Source organism: Synechococcus elongatus PCC 11801 (assembly GCF_003846445.2).
Lineage (GTDB): Bacteria > Cyanobacteriota > Cyanobacteriia > Synechococcales > Synechococcaceae > Synechococcus > Synechococcus elongatus_A.
In genome coordinates, this window is sequence record NZ_CP030139.2 from 541,233 (window position 1) to 560,900 (window position 19,668).

At 55.5% G+C, this 19,668-nt stretch carries 19 protein-coding genes and 1 other RNA gene; 12 read left to right on the forward strand and 8 right to left on the reverse strand.

Features of this window, described 5'->3' with window-relative positions; genetic code table 11:
- Positions 1–110: 110 nt before the first annotated feature.
- The 3 genes from DOP62_RS02540 to DOP62_RS02550 all read left to right on the forward strand — a co-directional run bounded on the left by DOP62_RS02540 (position 111) and on the right by DOP62_RS02550 (position 3,557).
- Positions 111–1,376 (forward strand): M16 family metallopeptidase, encoded by a 1,266-nt coding sequence (locus tag DOP62_RS02540; RefSeq protein ID WP_208672849.1) that lies wholly within the window; start codon positions 111–113, stop codon positions 1,374–1,376.
- Between the two features lie 191 nt (positions 1,377–1,567).
- Entirely contained in the window at positions 1,568–2,941 is a 1,374-nt protein-coding gene (locus tag DOP62_RS02545) for a sensor histidine kinase (RefSeq protein ID WP_208676982.1), read from the forward strand.
- Positions 2,910–3,557 carry a histidine phosphatase family protein gene (locus DOP62_RS02550; RefSeq protein ID WP_261789776.1) on the forward strand — a complete coding sequence of 216 codons (648 nt, stop codon included), beginning with the start codon at positions 2,910–2,912 and terminating at the stop codon, positions 3,555–3,557. The genes DOP62_RS02545 and DOP62_RS02550 overlap by 32 nt, the downstream gene beginning before the upstream one ends.
- Before the next feature lie 26 nt (positions 3,558–3,583).
- On the opposite strand, the gene DOP62_RS02555 is transcribed toward DOP62_RS02550, so the two are convergent.
- The 3 genes from DOP62_RS02555 to dxr are packed head-to-tail and all read right to left on the reverse strand — an operon-like array spanning position 3,584 to position 6,345.
- Entirely contained in the window at positions 3,584–4,483 is a 900-nt protein-coding gene (locus tag DOP62_RS02555) for a serine/threonine phosphatase (protein ID WP_208672848.1), read from the reverse strand.
- Positions 4,484–4,521: 38 nt separating this feature from the next.
- Entirely contained in the window at positions 4,522–5,127 is a 606-nt protein-coding gene (locus DOP62_RS02560) for a pseudouridine synthase (protein ID WP_208672847.1), read from the reverse strand.
- 9 nt (positions 5,128–5,136) lie between these two features.
- Complete coding sequence (gene dxr / locus DOP62_RS02565; protein ID WP_208672846.1) at positions 5,137–6,345, reverse strand: 1-deoxy-D-xylulose-5-phosphate reductoisomerase; 1,209 nt, start codon at positions 6,343–6,345, stop codon at positions 5,137–5,139.
- 143 nt (positions 6,346–6,488) lie between these two features.
- Between dxr and zds the strand changes: the two genes are divergently transcribed.
- The 3 genes from zds to DOP62_RS02580 all read left to right on the forward strand — a co-directional run bounded on the left by zds (position 6,489) and on the right by DOP62_RS02580 (position 9,484).
- On the forward strand, positions 6,489–7,934 hold the full coding sequence (gene zds / locus DOP62_RS02570; RefSeq protein ID WP_208672844.1) for a 9,9'-di-cis-zeta-carotene desaturase: 1,446 nt from the start codon (positions 6,489–6,491) through the stop codon (positions 7,932–7,934).
- Positions 7,935–7,974: 40 nt separating this feature from the next.
- The gene (locus DOP62_RS02575; protein ID WP_208672841.1) at positions 7,975–8,406 is read left to right on the forward strand and encodes an SRPBCC family protein; all 432 of its coding nucleotides are present in this window, start codon (positions 7,975–7,977) and stop codon (positions 8,404–8,406) included.
- 286 nt (positions 8,407–8,692) lie between these two features.
- A complete protein-coding gene (locus DOP62_RS02580; RefSeq protein WP_208672839.1) occupies positions 8,693–9,484 on the forward strand; it encodes an RNA polymerase sigma factor SigF in 792 nt (263 codons plus the stop codon).
- Positions 9,485–9,646: 162 nt separating this feature from the next.
- Here the strand turns inward: DOP62_RS02580 and DOP62_RS02585 are convergent, their stop codons facing one another.
- Positions 9,647–10,648 carry a phosphoribulokinase gene (locus DOP62_RS02585; protein WP_208672838.1) on the reverse strand — a complete coding sequence of 334 codons (1,002 nt, stop codon included), beginning with the start codon at positions 10,646–10,648 and terminating at the stop codon, positions 9,647–9,649.
- A gap of 405 nt (positions 10,649–11,053) precedes the next feature.
- Here DOP62_RS02585 and petH point away from each other — a divergent pair, with 405 nt between their 5' ends.
- Complete coding sequence (gene petH / locus DOP62_RS02590) at positions 11,054–12,256, forward strand: ferredoxin--NADP reductase (protein ID WP_208672836.1); 1,203 nt, start codon at positions 11,054–11,056, stop codon at positions 12,254–12,256.
- Between the two features lie 193 nt (positions 12,257–12,449).
- Positions 12,450–12,665 (forward strand): hypothetical protein, encoded by a 216-nt coding sequence (locus tag DOP62_RS02595; RefSeq protein WP_208672834.1) that lies wholly within the window; start codon positions 12,450–12,452, stop codon positions 12,663–12,665.
- A 29-nt stretch (positions 12,666–12,694) separates the two neighbouring features.
- Here DOP62_RS02595 and DOP62_RS02600 read toward each other — a convergent pair whose 3' ends face one another.
- The 4 genes from DOP62_RS02600 to DOP62_RS02615 all read right to left on the reverse strand — a co-directional run bounded on the left by DOP62_RS02600 (position 12,695) and on the right by DOP62_RS02615 (position 16,100).
- Entirely contained in the window at positions 12,695–13,171 is a 477-nt protein-coding gene (locus DOP62_RS02600; RefSeq protein ID WP_261789775.1) for a DinB family protein, read from the reverse strand.
- Between the two features lie 87 nt (positions 13,172–13,258).
- The gene (locus DOP62_RS02605) at positions 13,259–13,882 is read right to left on the reverse strand and encodes a LysE family translocator (protein ID WP_370538851.1); all 624 of its coding nucleotides are present in this window, start codon (positions 13,880–13,882) and stop codon (positions 13,259–13,261) included.
- Positions 13,883–13,942: 60 nt separating this feature from the next.
- Positions 13,943–14,336, reverse strand: a transfer-messenger RNA (tmRNA) gene (gene ssrA, locus DOP62_RS02610).
- Between the two features lie 69 nt (positions 14,337–14,405).
- Complete coding sequence (locus tag DOP62_RS02615; protein ID WP_208672828.1) at positions 14,406–16,100, reverse strand: ATP-binding protein; 1,695 nt, start codon at positions 16,098–16,100, stop codon at positions 14,406–14,408.
- Positions 16,101–16,230: 130 nt separating this feature from the next.
- On the opposite strand from DOP62_RS02615, the gene DOP62_RS02620 reads away from it, so the two are divergent.
- Genes DOP62_RS02620 through DOP62_RS02635 form a run of 4 tightly spaced genes read left to right on the forward strand, consistent with a single transcriptional unit; the run spans position 16,231 to position 19,637 of the window.
- A complete protein-coding gene (locus tag DOP62_RS02620) occupies positions 16,231–16,773 on the forward strand; it encodes an SRPBCC family protein (protein ID WP_261789773.1) in 543 nt (180 codons plus the stop codon).
- A 14-nt stretch (positions 16,774–16,787) separates the two neighbouring features.
- Complete coding sequence (gene deoC, locus DOP62_RS02625; RefSeq protein ID WP_208672824.1) at positions 16,788–17,477, forward strand: deoxyribose-phosphate aldolase; 690 nt, start codon at positions 16,788–16,790, stop codon at positions 17,475–17,477.
- Complete coding sequence (gene recO / locus DOP62_RS02630) at positions 17,474–18,274, forward strand: DNA repair protein RecO (RefSeq protein ID WP_208672821.1); 801 nt, start codon at positions 17,474–17,476, stop codon at positions 18,272–18,274. The genes deoC and recO overlap by 4 nt, the downstream gene beginning before the upstream one ends.
- Positions 18,258–19,637, forward strand: a complete 1,380-nt coding sequence (locus DOP62_RS02635) for an MFS transporter (protein WP_208672819.1) — start codon at positions 18,258–18,260, stop codon at positions 19,635–19,637. Before recO ends, DOP62_RS02635 begins: the two co-directional genes overlap by 17 nt.
- The last annotated feature ends 31 nt before the right edge of the window (positions 19,638–19,668 follow it).

The window sequence follows — 19,668 nt, forward strand, 5'->3', positions numbered from 1 at the left end:
CGTGCAGGTTATCGTAACAAAAGGGTTTGGTACTCCCACACCCTGCTTGGCTCTCCTGTAGAGTCTGTTCCTTTCGCTGCCATGGTGGCGACTCGCTCAGGATAATTCTCTTGCCTGCTCTACTGACCTCCCAGTGCCATCGCAGTCAGTTAGCCAATGGCATCGTGCTGTTGGTCTACGAAAATCCTGCAGCCAATATTGTGGCGGGGCGGCTATTTCTCCGGCAAGGCAGTAGCAGCGAGCCACCAGAACAAGCGGGTTTGCTGGCATTACTCTCAGCACTGCTGACGAAGGGCAGCCGCGATCGCAGTGCCCATGACATTGCCGATTTTGTTGAATCCAGCGGTGCGAGCCTCGGCACGGATGTCGCCAACGACTACTTCTTGGTTAGTCTCAAGAGTGTGACTGCCGATTTTCCTGCATTGCTGACCCTAGCGGCAGAACTGCTGCGTTATCCCAGCCTGCCGGAAGCAGAATTCGCCCTAGAACAACGCCTCGCTCTCGAAGCTCTCCGTAGTCAGCGGGAGCAACCTTTTAATCTGGCCTACGACCAACTGCGGCAGAGTCTCTACGGTCAGCATCCCTACGCCCTCGATAGCTTGGGCACCGAAGCTACCCTCAGTGCTCTCAGTCGCGATCGCCTGCAAGAGGCGCATCAGCACTATTTCCGCCCCGATCAACTAGTGATCAGTGTGGCGGGTCAGATCACACCGGACGAAGCTTTGGCTTGGGTGGAAGCGGTGTTTGGCGATTGGCAAAACCCTCTAGATCCGGCTCCAGTTGCCTTACTGCCCGAGCGGAGTCAACCGATCGATCGTGTCAGCCAAGGTCGGCAGATGCAGCAGCTCATTCTAATGCTGGGCTATGCCACCGTTGATGTGCAATCGCCCGACTACACAGCGCTCAAGTTACTCGCTGCTTATCTGGGTAATGGCATGTCCAGTCGCCTGTTTGTGGAGTTGCGCGAAAAGCAAAGCCTTGCCTACGAGGTTTCTGCTGTATTTCCGACACGTCTCGGGCCAGCACCGTTTATTGCCTATCTGGGGACCGCCCTCGAAAATGGACCGCGCGCCTTGGCATCCCTTCGATCTGAACTCGATCGCCTCTCTGAGGAATCCCTCAACCCCGAAGAAGTGGCCGTAACGCAACGCAAAGTCTTGGGACAGTATGCCCTGAGTAAGCAGAGCAATGCCCAGATTGCTCAGCTCTACGGTTGGTACGAAACCCTCGGCTTGGGCATTGAATTTGATCAGCAGTTCCCTGAAGCGATCGCCGCAGTGCAATCAACTGACTTGCAGCGCGTTGCACAAACGTGGCTTCAGCAAGGCTGCCTTTCCTTGGTCGGCCCCGAAGCAGCGATCGCCGATTTGAGCTAGCCATTCATGCTGACCCAGTTCCGCTGATCGACGTGATCCGCGATCGATTCCACTGAATCACGCCAGCTGTCCCGGGTACCTGTGTGCTGGGAGGAATGCCTGTGGAAGCGAGCCGCAAAGGATAAGCTCAAGAAGAACAGGACTGATCTCCCGTTCGGACTCAGTCAAAGCGCAATTGCAAAGCCTTGGGTGTGCCATCCTCGCCACTGATTGAAACGACAATTCCGGGGCTAAGTCAGCTGATTCCGGCGGAATTGCAAACGATTACTGGAGCTGCCGCTGAGCCAACCTGGTGGGCGATGCTGCAGGCTCTGCGATCGCAGTTAACTGAGGCGGAAACTGGGCTCGTCCTGACAGCGCCGCTCCCTTTTCTCAGCGATCTACATCGTCTCGATCATTGGCTTTGGGTCCCCGAGGGCTTGCAGGGTAGCCTCGGACTGCCCCAAAGCAATCCCAGTGAAGCCGTCGACCTAACGCTTCCGCGCGTGTTGCCCTTGGCACTAGGCGATCCACTGTTGCAAGAACCCTTTTGCCTCGTGCTGAGCGATCGCCTCAGTTTCTTGGTGATCCTTGTCCCGCACGAGACGACGCCGCTTTGTTGCTTTAGTCAAACACCCGAAGTGCTGGCAGAAGCGGTGCGCTTATTGGCGCAGCACACAGCTCGTCAATTTCCTGCCCTACAAGCAGAACTGGTACTGGCGCTGCATCGCTTTCGTCCGCTGGCCAATGCTGCTGAGACTTGGGCACCCTTCTGGGCCACTGTTCTCCAGCAATGGCCCACTGTCTTGGCTAGCGATCGCCCCCCACCAGAGGAGAGGAGCGATCACCCTGATCGCGCAACCCTGGGCGCAGATTTAGAACTGCTACAGGCTATTGCTCATGAGGTGAAGACTCCCCTTGCAACGATCCGCACCCTGACGCGATCGCTCCTGCGCCGTGCTGATTTGCCTGCCCAAGCCCGCAAACGGCTGGAGGCAATCGATTTGGAGTGTTCTGAGCAAATCGATCGCTTTGGTCTGTTTTTCCGTGCAGTCGAGCTCGAAAACCGCGACTCTCATTCACTGTTGTTGGCTCGCACCTCGCTGACGGATGTGTTTGCAGAAACCGTACCGCGCTGGCGCAAGCAAGCCGAACGCCGCAGTCTTGCCCTTGATCTGCAACTGCCGGAGCGGATGCCAGCAGTTGTCAGCGACCCCACCATGCTCGATCAGGCTCTAACCAGTTTGGTGGAGCGTTTCACCCGTAATTTGCCCGCCGGTAGCCGGATTGAAATTGTGGTCAGTTTGGCGGGAGCCCAGCTTAAGCTCCGGTTGACAGCCACTGAATTGGTGACCGACCCCAGTGACCAACCTCGGACTGCCCCGCGATCGCTAGGACAACTGTTGACTGTGCAACCCGAAACAGGCAGCCTTAGCCTCAAGCTGGAAGTCAGCAAAAACCTGTTCCAAGCGCTTGGGGGAAAACTGACGGTGCGACGGCGATCGCCCCAGGCCAGTGAGGTGATCACGGTTTTTCTTCCCGTGGAGCCCTCGGATGATGCGACTGCGACTGATTCGCCACGCTGAAGCGATCGGCAATGCCGAAGCACGGATGGTTGGGCGGCAAGATGCCCCTTTGACGGTCGCTGGCTTGACTCAAGCAGAGCAATTGGGCGTGCAGTGGAGACAACAGTCTTGGCACCCCCAGGCAATTTGGAGTAGTCCACTGCAGCGGGCACAGCAAACAGCAATCGCCCTCAGCCAAGCCCAATTGCAAGCAATGCCACTCGTGCTGCAGCCCGCACTGACCGAAATCGATTTAGGCTGCTTGACAGGCTTAACTTGGCCAGAAGCCGAGCAGCGCTATCCCGATCTCTGCCAGCTACTACTCCGCGATCGCCACTGGCAACCGATTCCTGAAGCTGAGACACTGTCCGACTGTCGAATGCGAGCGGAGCAAATCTGCACCCAGCTACTTCAAGCCAACATTGACCTTTGGATCGTCAGCCATGGTGGCTTTCTCCAGCATCTCTTCGCCACCCTCTTAGGCTGCGACCGCAGTTGGGGACTGGACTGGCCACTCCTCGGTGCCATCGATCTCAGCCTCTCGACCGAAGATTGGCGCGATCGCGGCTGCGATCGCTGGAACACTGCGCTCTGGCGTTGGCAGATCGTACATTGGCCCAGCCGCCCGACGGACTGAGCTTTGGGGCAAGGTCTACGCGCTGTTTAAATCACCGGCCCGAGTTGAGGACGGAGCCGCAGCCGCACCGCAACCACTGTGATGTTGTCGTGGCCGCCCGCTTCGTTCGCTGCTTCGATCAGTTGTTGGATACCAAACTGCAGACTGGTGCGGGTTTGCAGGAGGGGAGCAACGTGCGTATCGGCAATTTCCTCGACAAGATCAAAGTCTGAGAGGCCGTCGGAGCAGAGCAGGAAGACCGTGTCTTCTCGGACTTCCAAGAAGCGCACTTCGGGATCGAGCCAGTCATTGTTGCGCGGTCCCAGCGCTTGGGTAAGCTGATGGGCTTCTGGACGTGCATAGGCCACATCCGGATCGACCCCTTGGGCGATCGCGAGTTGCCCAACTTCATGATCGCGGGTGAGCTGATCGAGACCTGTCAGCCGCGAATAGCGGTAAGCACGACTATCACCAACATGGATAATCGCAACTTTCGTTCCTTGTAGCAGGATCGCCACCAGCGTCGTTCCCATGCGATCGCTGCCGGACACTGCCGCCGCTTGGTTGAGATCAAACAGGGCTTGATTCGCCGTTAGCGCAGCGGCTCGTAATACTTCGCGGCTGGGAAGTTCTGTCGTCCACTCTGCTTCGACCTGCTGTTTGAACACCCGAGCAGCTTCTAAGCTGGCGATTTCGCCCCGTGCATGGCCGCCCATGCCGTCACAAAGGACAAACAGTCCCTTCGCTTGAACTGACGTTCCCAGCGGGGTTTCAAGGTGTTCGAGCCGATAGTGATAGAGGTAAAAATCTTCGTTTTGACTGCGCCGCATTCCGACATCAGTGCTGGCTGCCACCTCCATCTGGGCGAGTGACAGCGAAAGCATGGCCGTCCGCTCATCGGCAGCAGCCGCAAAGGACGCCTCAGATTCGGGAATTGACTCACTCATGCCTACTGCTACTGTCCTCGCAAAGAGCCTAGAAGAAACTAGGCCTGTCGTAGAAGGGATTCTAGACGACGGCGTTCCACTGCCGTTAGATCTCGCCAGCAACCCGGTGCCAGCCCTTGGAGCTGGAGCGGCGGCTGATCTGGGTGAGTGGCGATCGCCACCCGTATTAAGCGTAGCGTTGGATGCCCCACTGCAGCCGTCATGCGCCGCACCTGACGATTGCGGCCTTCCTGTAAGGTGATGGCGAGCCAAGCCGTTGGAACTGTCTTGCGGAAGCGAATTGGCGGATCGCGATCGAGGATATGGGGGTCGACGAGGCGCTGCACTTTGGCTGGCCGGGTGCGATAGTCCTGAATTTGTACGCCTTTGCGCAGTGTGGTCAGTGCTTCCTCGCTGGGTTCCCGCTCGACCTGCACCCAGTAGGTGCGATCGTGCCCAAAACGAGGATGGCAGAGGCGATGCTGCAATGCCCCGTTGTTGGTCAGCAACAGCAAGCCTTCACTGTCACGATCGAGCCTACCGACCGGATAGACCTCTGGCACATCGATGTAGTCCTTCAGAGTCTGCTGCTCGGGGCAATCGCCCGGGCTGAACTGGCAGAGCACATCGTAGGGCTTATGAAAGAGCAGATAGCGATAGGCCACACCGTTGCCCTAGGCGACGGGTTCCAAGGTTTGGCTGGCGGCTTGCACAAACTGCCGTGCCCAGGCATCACAGGCCAAAATGTCATCCAAGCTTGGTTGCTGTTGCCAGTCGCTCTGGTGGCGATCGCAGGCCTGTTCAATGAGTGCCGGAATGTCGAGGAAGCCAATCCGCTCATCCAAGAACAGCGCAACAGCTTGTTCATTAGCCGCATTCAAGACTGCAGGCATCGTGCCGCCCTTGCGACCTGCTGCATAGGCCAGATCCATGCAGGGATACTTGGCGTGATCCGGATCACGGAAGTCGAGACTACCGGCTTTGACGAGATCCAGGGCGGACCACTGAGTTGAGAGACGATCGGGCCAAGAGAGGGCGTAGAGCAGGGGCAAACGCATATCCGGCCAACCCAGCTGCGCGAGGACTGAGGTGTCTTCCAGCTCAATCAGCGAGTGAATGATGCTCTGGGGGTGGATGACGATGTCGATGCGATCGTAGTCCAGCCCAAACAGGTAGTGAGCTTCGATCACCTCCAATCCCTTGTTCATCAAGGTGGCGGAATCGACGGTGATCTTGCGCCCCATCGACCAGTTGGGATGCTTGAGTGCGTCAGCCACTTTAACGTGGGGCAAGCGCTCCACTGGCCAATCACGGAAAGCACCGCCACTGGCGGTCAGCAAAATGCGGCGTAGTCCAGCAGCCGGTTGACCCGGTCGAAAGTCCGCATGAGTTGAGAGCCCCTGGATACACTGAAAAATAGCCGAGTGCTCAGAGTCCGCAGGGGTGATCGTGACACCGTACTTCTGTAGCAAGGGAAGGACAACAGGACCTGCGGCAATCAGCGTCTCTTTGTTGGCAAGGGCAATATTTTTCCCTGCTTCGATCGCCGCGATTGTCGGGAGCAGACCGGCACATCCCACGATGCCGGTGACAACAATTTCCGCATCGCCGTAACGAGCGACCTCGGTGACGCCAGCTTCGCCCGTCAGAATCAGCGGGGGATTGTCGAGATCCGCGATCGCGGCTTGCAGCTCCGGCAGCTGGGCCGCGTCTTGAATCGCCACAATTTCAGGACGATGACGCCGAATTTGTTCGGCTAGCAGCGCAATGTTGCGACCAGCAGCCAGCCCGACGAGTCGAAAGCGATCGGGATATTGCTCAAAAATATCTAGAGTTTGTGTCCCGATCGAGCCGGTTGAACCGAGCAGTGTCACTGCTTTCACGGGATGCCCTCAGAAATTTTTCTCAACTATACCGAGCAATGGGGATCGGTCCGAGATCGACCGTTGAGATGCATTGCTGAAGCGAGGGAGGCGATCGGAGTCCTTTACAATTCGTTGTAGATAGTTCTGCATTCCAAAGCTCTATGCGCGTTGCCATTGTTGGTGCTGGTTTGGCCGGTCTTACGGCTGCCATTGACCTTGTGGATGCTGGACACGAAGTTGCAATCTACGATTCGCGGCCTTTTGTAGGTGGCAAAGTCGGGAGCTGGATCGATGCCGACGGCAACCACATCGAGATGGGTCTGCACGTTTTCTTCTTCAACTACGCCAACCTCTTCGCCCTGATGCGCAAGGTTGGGGCGTTTGAGAATCTCCTGCCGAAATCCCACACTCATACCTTCATCAACAAAGGCGGTGAAGTTGGGGAACTAGACTTTCGCTTCCCCATCGGGGCGCCCTTCAATGGCCTCAAAGCCTTCTTCACCACGAGCCAACTGACTTGGCTCGATAAGCTCCAAAACGCCTTGGCGCTGGGCACGAGCCCGCTGGTACGTGGTCTTGTGGACTACGAAGGTGCGATGAAAACAATTCGCGCCCTCGATCGCGTGAGCTTTGCGGACTGGTTTCGTAGCCATGGCGGCAGTAATGGCAGCCTCAAGCGGATGTGGAACCCGATCGCCTATGCACTGGGTTTCATCGACACCGAAAACATCTCAGCCCGCTGCATGCTGACTGTTTTCCAAATGTTCGCGGCGAAGACTGAGGCTTCGAAACTCAACCTGCTGGCGGGGTCCCCAGCGGAATATTTGCACAAGCCGATCTTGGACTACATCCAAGCGCGAGGCGCCACGCTCCACCTGCGGCGACGGGTTCGCGAGATCGAGTACAGCGAAACCAATGGCCAAACCCTTGTGACTGGCCTGCAGATCGCAGATGGTGATGCGGTCGAACGGGTGGAAGCCGATGCTTACCTAGCAGCCTGTGATGTACCGGGCATCCAGCGCCTCCTGCCCGAAGCTTGGCGAAAATGGTCGGAGTTCGACAACATCTACAAGCTTGATGCCGTGCCAGTGGCAACGGTACAACTCCGCTTCGATGGTTGGGTCACCGAGCTGAACGATCGTGAAAAACGCCACCAACTTGGACAAGCAGCGGGCTTGGATAACCTGCTTTACACCGCTGATGCAGACTTCTCCTGCTTTGCCGACTTAGCTCTGAGCAGTCCTAAGGATTACTACCGTGAAGGCCAAGGCTCGCTGCTGCAATGTGTGCTGACGCCGGGCGATCCCTTCATCGCCATGAAGAACGAAGACATTGCCCAGCACGTGCTCAAGCAAGTACATGAGCTGTTCCCCAGCAGTCGCGATCTCAACCTGCTCTGGTCGAACGTCGTAAAACTAGCCCAGTCGCTCTATCGGGAAGCGCCGGGCATGGATCCTTACCGCCCCGATCAAAAGACCCCGATCGCTAACTTCTTCCTTGCCGGCAGCTATACGCAGCAGGACTACATCGATAGCATGGAAGGAGCCACCATCTCGGGTCGTCGTGCTGCTAAAGCCATGCTAGAAGCACAGGCGATAGCGGCTTAATGACGAGTGGGGCGATCGATTCTAAGCAGTAGGGCGTCGGATGAGCGATTGGCTTGAACATAGTGTGCAAGTGGAGGTCGCCGTTCCTGTCGCCCGTGCTTGGGAACTCTGGTCGGATCTAGAGCAAATGCCCCGCTGGATGAAGTGGATTGACTCGGTGCAGGTCCAGAAAGACAATCCGGATCTTTCTCGCTGGAAACTGGCATCCCAGGGCTTCGAATTCACTTGGCTTTCACGCATCACGCGACTCGTGCCGAATCAACTCATCCAGTGGGAGTCAGTGGATGGCTTACCTAATCGTGGTGCCATTCGGTTCTACGATCGCCAAGATCACAGCATTGTCCGACTCAGTATTTCCTACTCAATTCCTGGCGGTCTCGGTCCCCTAATGGACAAATTGTTCTTGGGGCGAATTGTAGAAGGCACGCTCAAAGCGGATCTAGAACGCTTTCGCCACTACGCCGAAGGCTAGTCAGTAGGTAATTATTGCCAATCAGAATTCAATCTGTTGCTTCAGGAGATACAAAAGAACTCTTGAGAAGAAATCTATTCAACAAAAAATAAGGTTGTCAATAAAACCTACAGTCTAAGCACTTGACTAATCTATAGTAAATCCTGAAAATCCTGTCGTCAGTCTATGAAATTCAACTGCTGGCTTGAGTCAAGAACTTTGAATAATTGATAAACACACTGGGTGTTAAGCTACAGATCCTCAACTCCTGTGAGAGGCTGAGAATACTTGATGCTGTCTTTCCTATATGGCTGACAATGTCGATGAGCCGCTTCCCTCAGACACTCGTAGCCGTACCTTTTTATTGCTAAAGCAGTATCAACAAACCCAAGATCATCGAATTCGAAATCAACTCGTTGAACTGAACTTAGGATTAGTTCGTCAAGAAGCCTATCGATGGGTCCACCGGTGTCCCGAAAGCTTTGAGGAACTGGTGCAAATTGGATCGTTGGGGCTCATTGCTGCGATCGATCGCTTTGAACTAGAACGGGGCAAGGCTTTTAGCTCGTTTGCTGTGCCCTACATTCGCGGCGAAATTCAACACTACCTGCGCGATCGCAGTCATACCGTGCGGGTGCCTCGGCGCTGGGCTGAACTCCATCAGCAAATTGAGCCCCTGCGTCAAAAACTCCAGCGGGAGCTAGGGCGATCGCCAACGGAAGAGGAGGTGCGGCGATCCTTGGGGCTGGAACCAGAGGAGTGGCAAGAAGTGCGGATGATTGGCATCAATCGCACCATGATCAGCCTCGATCAGCCCTTGTATGCCGATGACGAACACGTCACCAACCTTGGCGATGCGATCGCCGATCCGAAATATCGCAGTTTTCAACTGGCTGAAGAGGACCGAATTCGCCTCCAGCAAGCGATGCAGCTCCTAGAACAAAAAACCCGCGAGATTCTGGAATTTGTCTTTTTCTATGACCTCACCCAGCGCGAGGTTGCCGAGCAGCTAGGTTTGAGTGCTGTGACTGTCTCGCGCCAAGTCAAGAAAGGCCTCAAGCTGCTGAAAACAATTCTGCGCAGTGGTGAGGATCTCTGAAACAGCACTGTTTTCTGTGGCTACGGATTTCTCTACCCACCTCCAGCAGTAGTTTGGCAGGTGCGATCACAGTTCACCGCTTTGATTACCAAGCAATGAAAAAGCTGCTCCCACGAGAGAGCAGCTGGAGTTGAAAGCAATCTTCCGTGAGGCGATCGCAACCTAAACGCTAGCGGCGACCGGTGCTTTCTGCGAAGTCAGGCGCTCATAAGCGGCCCGCATCTTCAGACCCGTCAACACTTGGAACAGACCCGTGCCATTATTCGAACCGGGGTAGTCCTTGTGCTGCAGCAGCAAGTGAGTTAGCTCACCGTAGTACTGTGTATCGGTCTTGCTGAGGTGGCCCTCCACGTAGATCATCTCTTCGAGGTTTTCGAACTGACCGTCGACCTCAAGGACAGAAACTTCGTGACCGTAGTAGGTGTCGGGACCATAGGCCAAGCGAATGCCCGGATACGAGCAGGTCAACTTACGACCGCAGGGCGTCCACTGGATAGTCGACCCTTCGTCGAACAGATAAGCCGGTTCGAAGCCATCGCGGCCTTCCCGTTGGATCAACTGAACCCGGAGCACTTTACGTTCGGTGTCGTTGGGAATCAGCTGGGTCGGCATCACACGAATGACGATATCCGCATGACCACGCTGGGGCTCAATGTAGGCCTTGAAGTCAGGGCGACGCGCTTCGATCGAGGCCAGAACATCCTCGTAGGAGTGGCCACGCTCGGCCATATCGCGTTGGATTTTCCAAGCGATTTTGACTTCGTCGTCGATATCGAGGTAGACGCTGAAGTCGAGCAGTTCGCGCACGCGTTCATCGTAGAGGGGGTGTAGGCCCTCGATCACGATAATGCGATTGGGCTCAATTTTTTCAGGCGGGTCGATCAGGCCAGTTTCATGGTTGTAGATCGGCTTCATGATCGTTTCGCCGTTCTTCAACGCTTTGACCTGTTCATACATCAAGTCAAAGTTATTAGCGCGGGGATCCAAAGCCGTCACGCCAGCTTCTTTGCGGCCTTTGCGATCAAGACTGTGATAGTCATCCAGACAAATGACCGTCATCAACTCGGTGCCAAACAAGTCAGCAAGGCGATTCAAGAAAGTTGACTTGCCGCAACCGGAGTCACCGGCAACGCCGATCAAAACGACACGATCTGGCTTGCTCATAGGATCCCTCAAGACAGTGACGAGATTATGGGGTCAGCATCCGGCACAAGGCCACGCCTGGACGCCCGCTTGCTGTTCTAGAACAGCATCGCTACGGCGGACCGACATTGACCTTCCAAGTCAGTAGTCACTATCGGTTGAGATCGATACCGGCGAGTCGAAGCGGACTGTATCCGTTTATGCGGAATCTTACCAGACAGGTTGAGGACTCAACAAGAAACGCTGAAATCGCTACACCCTAGAAGCACGGCACAGGGTAAGCTTATGCAGCCTGCACCCTTACACTGAGAACAGTGACTTCAGCCTACGCTGTGCTTTTTTAGCATTGCGATAACTAGTTAAGTCACTGACGGGGTGCGCCCCGGTTGCAGGAGCTCTTCTGAAGAACAGGTTCGGAGAAGTTGAATGTTGAACGCGAGTGTGGCTGGCGGAGCAGCTACCACCACCTATGGCAACCGGCTCTTTATCTATGAAGTGATCGGTCTGCGCCAAACTGACGGCGAGCCGTCCGACAGCTCAATCCGCCGCAGCGGCAGCACATTTTTCAAAGTGCCTTACAGCCGCATGAATCAAGAAATGCAGCGGATTCTGCGTCTCGGCGGCAAAATCGTCAACATCCGGCCAGCAGAAGCTGTTGCCGGTGAGAGTGCTGCACCCTTACAAGCTGCGGCAGAAGAGCCCGCGGCAGCACCAGCGCCCGTGACCAAAAAGCATTCAGCTGAAGACGTACCTGTCAACATCTATCGGCCGAATAAGCCTTTTGTTGGCAAAGTGATCTCGAATGAGCCCTTGGTGAAAGACGGGGGCATTGGGGTAGTTCAGCACATCACCTTCGATATTTCCGAAGGCGATTTGCGCTACATCGAAGGTCAAAGTATCGGGATTATTCCTGATGGCACCGATGATAAAGGCAAGCCGCACAAACTGCGTCTTTATTCGATTGCCTCGACTCGCCACGGCGACAATGTCGATGACAAAACAGTCTCACTGTGCGTGCGCCAGCTGCAATATCAAAATGATGCTGGCGAAACGATCAACGGCGTTTGCTCGACCTTCCTCTGTGGCTTGAAACCGGGCGATGACGTCAAGATCACCGGTCCTGTGGGCAAAGAGATGCTCCTGCCGGCTGACACGGATGCCAACGTCATCATGATGGGCACCGGTACCGGGATTGCACCTTTCCGGGCCTACCTATGGCGGATGTTCAAGGACAACGAGCGGGCCGTCAACACTGAGTATCAATTCAACGGCAAGGCTTGGTTGATTTTCGGGATTCCGACCTCGGCGAACATTCTCTACAAAGAGGAACTGGAAGAGCTTCAGTCTAAATACCCGGATAACTTCCGCCTGACCTACGCGATCAGCCGCGAGCAGAAGAATACCTCGGGCGGCCGCATGTATATTCAAGATCGTGTGGCAGAGCATGCCGATGAGATCTGGAATTTACTGAAAGACGAAAAAACCCACGTCTACATCTGCGGTCTGCGTGGCATGGAAGATGGCATTGACCAAGCCATGGCTACAGCGGCAGCCAAGGAAGACATCGTCTGGTCCGACTACCAGCGCAGCCTCAAGAAAGCTGGCCGTTGGCATGTTGAAACCTACTAACTAGAACTTGGTCTTTTCCTGAGTTCAGTACAGAGTCTTAACAAGTGGATGCTTCTAACAGCGTCCACTTTTTTTGTGGGATTGCAGCAGGATGGGAGCGATCGCAGTGCCCAATCATAAAGATCTGCTTAAGAAACCCACAGTCGCGAGAGCAATCTCGTAAGTCTAAGCAAAATCATTCGAGCGATCGCGGGTGCAATCCAACCTCTTTTTACGCGCGGTGCAAACCGCAGAAATTGAGCGCCATGGACAAACGCTGTCCGTAATGGCACAGGATCTCCAGATGGCCCGTTGTTTTTGGCAACGTCGTCAGCAACTCTGTGCGGGGCTCGGATGCCAAGTGCTTGAAATCTATGTCGGCGATCGCTTAGTCGCTAGCTCTCATCACGAATCATCGGTTGATTTGTGAGCAATGCGATCGCTGTCCTAGCCAAGGAATTACAGCAGCGGTGACACTACCCAAGGCAGATCGGTGACGCCTACATCTAGCCCAAGTTGACTCAGTAAAGTCGTGACCTGTCCACGGTGATGGGTTTGGTGGTTAAACAAGTGAGTCACCAAAAACCAATGGGGACGAACGATCGTTTGTTGATAGAGCGGGCTGTAATACTCGAACTCTTGCACCAGCCATACTTCTGATAGGTGATTGGCCCAACTGAGAATGTGTTCATCAAAGTCTTGGCGCGCCTGACAATACTCCGCAAATTCTGTGAATAAATCGCGGCCTAGGTTGGGAGCTTGGTATGGCTGACGTTGAAATCGTCCGAGCCAGACGCGATCGCCGTAGTAGAGATGGTTGAGTGTGGCTTGAATCGAACCGAAAAAAGCCCCACGATCGCGATCGAGCTCTGATTGGGGCAATGTGCGACAGACAGCGATGATCTGTTGATTGAGGCGCTGATTATAAGCAGCCATTTGCTGACAGTAGGACGGACTGATCATGCAGTGTTTATCCTTTTTCTCATCCTGATACCAACCCAGGAGCCGTCAGCGCCAGAGAGGCTATCGCCCCCCGATCAACTGCAGCCATAACAACAGGCCAATAGTGATCAGCAATCCAGATGCGATCGCCTGCAGCCAGCGCTGGTGCCGACTGATCAATCGTTGTTGTCCTTGTACTGTCAGCCAAACATAGGTAAGTTTGACGCCACCAATGGTTCCCACTGCGATCGCCATCACCCCAGCAATTTCTTGGAGAGTAATTCGCTCCAGATTCAGAAAGGTTGGGAAAAAGCCGAGATAGAAAAGTAGTGCTTTTTGATCCGCTAAGGTCAACAGCAACCCTGCTAGAAAACTTGCCGGTTGTGACGTTTGCTTCAGGGGTAATTCCGCACGCACGCGATCGCGCGATCGCCATAGTTCTATCCCTAAAACAATCAGATAGCTACCACTCAAAGCTCGAAGGAGCGGCAGCCAGCTTTCGAATTGTGAAACTTGTTCGAGGCCAACGAGGGCTAACAGGATCCAGAGACAATCGCCTAGGACAATTCCTGCGGTCGTGAGTGCACCATGTCCTAGCCCAAGACTGGCAGATCGAGTGACCACCGTGAGCACACTCAAGCTGGGTAGTGCAGCTAGCAAGAGCATGGCAAATCCCAGGGCCAGCCACTGCTGAATCGTCATCATCCTGCTTCGCAGAAAAAACGAAAAGCTTGCTGCAATCGCAACAAGCCATCTAACGAATAGAAATGGAGCTGAGCGGAATCGAACCGCTGTCCGCATTGACTAGTAACTTTCCGCTCGTTCACAGGCTTAGCACGGTTAACCCACTGTGCGGGAGCCAACGATTATCCCCGTTGGCGGGATGCTCAGGTTTTTGCTTAGCGAGGGGACGGACCTGAGGCCGCCACTCGAGCATCCGTTGGGGGTTTAAGTCTAGGCGTATTAACGGAGTCTACGACTAGACGCTCGAGCCAGAAAGTTTGTGGCGTTTAAGCAGCTACAGGAGCAGCCTTACGAGCGAAAGGAACGATGTTGTTCGCAGTTACTTTTGTTTGAGCCTGGATTTACGAGAGTGGACTCCCTCTCGGCCTGAATCACGGTGAAGGATTCACCAACACGTCGAAACCATTACAGCCCCTTGTGTTCCCTCATTATAGGAAACTCCTTCGCGTTGTGAGCGATCGCGCTGTAGTCGAGATAACCGAATCTACTCGATCGTGACATTACGCCGCCGCACAGCCGCAGGTCGGCTAGCGATCGGGGCGATCGTCAGCTCTCGCTCCTTGGCTCGTGTTCCTTGAAAATGCTTTTGCCATTCCTCGGGAGCATTCATTGTCTCGCCGCCGTGCTGGGTGTAGCGAGTGCGGACTTGGCAGAGTACGGGCGTATTGACGCAGGCTCCTGAGATGATCACCTGGCCGCGACTGAGCGAAGGTAGTTCCTGCAGGAGATCTCGCCCTGCCGCCTCAACCCCATGCTTAAGGCTCTCCTGATCGACCGGATTGACAATCCGCATCAGGAATTGGCTCATGCACTGCGAGAGAATATCCGAGTCAATTTTGCCGGGGCGCTGGGTGATCAGTCCCATGCCAAAGCCAAACTTCCGGCCTTCGCTGAGGACTGTCCGCAGAATTTGCTTGCAGCGCGATGGCTCATGGGCGGGGGCAAAGCGGTGGGCTTCTTCAACCAGCGCAAAGATCGGGTAGGGAAGATGGTCTTCTGCACCTTCGGTCGAGCCGCCACGGACAGTGTTGATGCGGGCGGTATAGCTCTGGTTGAGGATCACCGTGCAAATGACTTGCTGCTGCTCCTGGGGAATTTCATTCATCTGCAGGATCGTGGCCTGGCCGGGCTCAAACAAGTCACGGGGAATCAAATGTTCCCAGCTGTGGAAGTAGGGCGAGGATTGCAACCGTTCTAAGCGCCAGCTCAGTGACTGAGCCGAAGGCCCCATGGTTTCGTTCCCCTCATCGTCTTCGCTGGTGTCCGCTGCTTTAACCGCTTCGATCAGATGGCCAAAATCCCAGCGATCGCGCAGGGTCTTATTCTTGCGGAGACTGTTGACTGCCTTCTCCAAGACCGCCTGCTGACGTTCTGTCGTCTGGGGTAGTAGCGTCAGCAGATCGTAGAAGTTCAGCGAAGAAATTCGGATCCGAATATCCTCGGGGGTCAGCACTTTGACTGTCGGACGATAGCCATCCGCTTCAAAAATGGGATTGCCGCGCAGTCCCTCCAAGGTGCCGTATTCCCCGTGCGGATCAAAGATCAAGACGGCGGCACGATTTTGAGGTCGTAGTAGCTCTTCGATCAGCACGCCCGCGGTGTAGGACTTGCCGGAGCCTGTGCCCGCCAAGATTGCCATGTGGGTACTGACCAACTCTTTAACGTCGAGGATGATCGGCACTGCGTTGCGATCGCGCAGCAAGAGTGAACCGACGTGGGCAGCTCCCACATCATCGCTATGGCGGCGATTCAGCACCTGTTGCAGCCGCTGATCCTCTGCAAGGTAGACCCGCGCCCCCGGATCCGGCGCTCGTCGTGGGTTGATAAAGCCGAGGCCAGGTTGAAAGTAGCCGATCACCTCAACCGTGACTTCGTAGAGCTCAGGATGGTCGTAGGTGAAGCCAATCAGGGCGGCGATCGCTTCTGGACTGGTTTCCACATCCGCAAAGATGCGATCGGGCAGGTGCTCAATCAGGCGACGGCCGCTGATTTTGCCAAGGATGGCTTGGAGCGAGTCATCCAGCGGGCTGCGGAGCTGGTAGTAGACAAACTCCCCCACCCGCACATGGTGGTTTTCTGCCGTGATGAACACGTATTGGTTCGCCTGTTCTCCCGGGCCTTTGACCGTGCCAATGGAAGCCGTGGGGGGCAAGGAGGCTGCAGCTACAGACGACGCCATCACAAACCAAGGGATGCCAGGATTGCCTGCAGCCTACAGCAGTTCTCGAAGGGCTTCAATGCTAGGCCCCTCACGAAGATCCACGACCTCCGCTAGGCTGAAAGAGCGATTCTGTTCGAGAGACGACGACGTGAGTCCTCTGTCGCTGAGTTTTCCCGCCCTGCAGCGTTCTCCGCAGCAAGATGTGCAGATCGATGCCCAATCCCTTGGTCCTCGACAGCGGCGGATCCAAGTCCAAATCGAAGTCCCTGTAGCGATCGCTGATCTCTGGACCTTGTTGACCGACTACAACCGACTCGCTGAGTTCATTCCGAATCTCTCAATTAGTCAGCAACTGCCGACTCATGATGGCTCAATTCGGCTTGAACAGATCGGTAGTCAATGTTTCCTGCGCTTTCGCTTCTGTGCGCGCGTGGTTCTCGCGATGCAAGAAGTTCCCTACGATCGCCTGGAATTTCGGATGCTGGAGGGCGACTTCGAGCAGTTTGACGGCAGCTGGCGGTTTCAATCTGTAGATGCAGATCGAACCCAGCTGACCTATGACGTTACCCTCGCCCCCAAGCTGCCGATGCCGATTCAATTGATCGAGACGCAACTCGACCAAAATCTGGCCGCTAACTTGCTGGCAATTCGGGCTGAGGCCATTCGCCGTTTTGCAAGCGATCGCGCCTAAAAGAGGGTTGTCCCGTGGCTGATTTACCGTCTGATTTTGACCTTGCCCCCTACATTGAGCACTCCCTGCTCGACCCCGCAGCCACCCTTCAGCAGATTGAGCAGCTTTGCCAAGAAGCCGATCGCTATCACTTCGCTGCAGTCTGTGTCTTTCCTTGGGTGGTGCGCCAAGCGCGGGAGTGGTTGAACGGGCGATCGCCTCGACTCTGCACGGTAATTGACTTTCCGAATGGCGCGAGCACGGCTGCCAGCAAGTGCTTCGCCGCTCAGGAAGCGGTCGAAAATGGGGCGCAAGAACTCAATGTCGTCGTCAACCTTGGCTGGTTGCGTAGCGACCGCGCTGATCTGGTTCACCAAGAACTGGCTGAAATAGTCGAGGCCACTGGCGTTCCGATCAAGGCCATTCTCGAAGCCACGCGACTCAACCCCAGCGAACTGGAGCAACTGACTGACCTCTGTTTGGATGCAGGCATTACGATGCTGCAAATCAGTACAGGTTGGTTTGGTGGTGCAACGCCTGCTTTGGTTCAACAACTACGGCAGCTGACCCGCAATCGTGTTGGTATTCACGCGGCGGGGGGCATTCGCACCTGGGACCAAGCAGCAGATCTGATCGAAGCGGGTGCCGTGCGGCTGGGGACATCCTATGGCCCCTTAATCCTTCAGCAACGGCTGGCTGATGCTGCTGTGGCGGCATCAGTGTGAGTCGGACCTACACCACGACTGCGATCGTGCTTAAAGCCACGCCCTTGGGTGAGGCCGATCGCCTGCTAACCCTGCTCTCACCCGATCAAGGACTGCTGCGTGTCGTGGCAGCGGGTGCTCGTAAACCGCGATCAAAGTTGGGGGGCCGCACCGCCCTATTTGTCGTGGGGGAGTGCCTGATTGCCTGTGGCAAAAGCCTCGATCGTCTCCAACAAGTCGAAACCCTGAGCAGCCACACTGCCCTCAGTGGCGACTTAGCCCGTCTAGCAGCAGCGCAATACTTAACTGAGCTAGTACTGGCCCAAGCCCTCGAGCGACACCCACAACCCGAACTCTTCGCATTACTCTGCCGCGATTTGGCACGACTCGAAACTCAGTCTGGCCTCGAAGTCCTACCCTATCTGCTGCACAGCACTTGGCAACTGTTGGCCTGGGCAGGCTGGGCGCCGCAAACGCACTACTGCTGCCTGACCCAGCAAGCCGTGCAACCGCGCTTGAATCAACCGCGCTGGCGCGTGCGCTACAGCCCAAGCTTGGGCGGTGTGTTGTCCGAGTCGGCAGCCTATCAGCGTCGCCCCAATCAGCGAGAATTGTTATTAACCGCCACGGAGTTGGCTGCTTTGCAACAAATTCCTACGAGTGAAACCGTGCTAGCGCTGGATCGCTTGTCCTGCGACGGCTGGCAAATATTAGAGCGAGCGCTTCGCCACTCCGCCGAGTATCATCTGGAACGGCCCTTACAATCAGCGCTGTTACTAGAAACCTTGCTGACAGGATCCCATGTCGCCTCTGTCTGAGTCTGTTCTAGAACAGCCACCAACGCCAGAGCATGCTTGTGACCCAACGGCCCCGCTTGATGTTGCTAAGGACGAGATGAAGGCTCAGCCGTCACCTGTGGGTCGAACTGGATTTTGGCCCGTACTCCGCAATCCCAATTTTTTGGCGTTGTGGCTGGCAGAAATCTTTTCGCAGATGGCGGACAAGATCTATTTGGTCTTGATGATTGCCTTGATCAGCAGCCGCTTCCAGGTTGAGGGTCAACCAATCAGCGGCTGGGTTTCGGCCATTATGATTGCCTACACCATCCCTGCAGTGCTGTTTGGCTCTCTCGCCGGTGTCTGGGTCGATCGCGGTCCCCTCAAGCAGGTCTTGATCTGGAGCAACGTCATCCGAGGCGTGATGGTGTTAGCCATTCCCTTGTTGCTCTACGTGACAGAGGGGCAAACTTGGCTGTTTGGACAGCCGGTCGGTTTTCAAATTCTGCTGACGATTACCTTTCTAGTCTCGACGCTCAACCAGTTCTTTTCGCCCGCTGAACAGGTTGTCATTCCCTTGATTGTGCGGCGATCGCATCTCCTCGCAGCCAACTCGATTTACACCACCACCACAATGGGGGCGACGATCATTGGCTTTGCAGTCGGTGAACCTCTGTTGCGCCTGGCCGATCACCTGTTGCTTCAGGTCGGGATTGGTGAGGGCAAAGAGGTTCTTGTGGGTCTCTTTTACGTTCTCTCAGGGCTGGTATTTATCGGTCTGCGCTTGCGTCCCCGCGATCGCAGTCGCATGAGCGATCGCCACCTTTGGGTCGATGTGATGGACGGCCTGCACTATCTCCAGCAACAGCCCTTGGTGCGCTCAGCGATGGTGCAGCTAGTGATCCTGTTTTCCGTCTTTGCGGCACTGGCTGTTCTCGCGGTTCGGCTCGCAGAGCTGATTCCAAATCTGGGTGCTGATCAGTTTGGAATTCTGCTCTCGGTGGCTGGTTTAGGGATGGGCATTGGTGCCTTACTCGTCGGCCAGTTTGGCCAACGGTTTTCCCGCCAGCGGCTTGCCCTTGGCGGTTCTATTGGCATGGCGATCACGCTAGCTGTGTTGGGCTGCCTAGAACCCAGCATGACGGGCAGCGTCATCTGCATTACGACACTGGGCATTTTTGCGGCAGCGCTGGGGATTCCCATGCAGACGGTCATTCAAGAAAAAACGCCAACGGACATGCGTGGCAAGGTCTTTGGGCTGCAAAATAACGCGATTAACATTGCACTGAGCCTGCCGCTCGCCCTGGCGGGTCTTGCAGAAAGTTGGCTGGGTTTGAGTGCGACGTTGCTGGGATTAGCAGCGATCGTCCTGTTGGGGAGCTGGCTGAGCCCAGGCCGCGCCTAGCAAAACTGAGTGCTATCCTGCCCATTAAGAT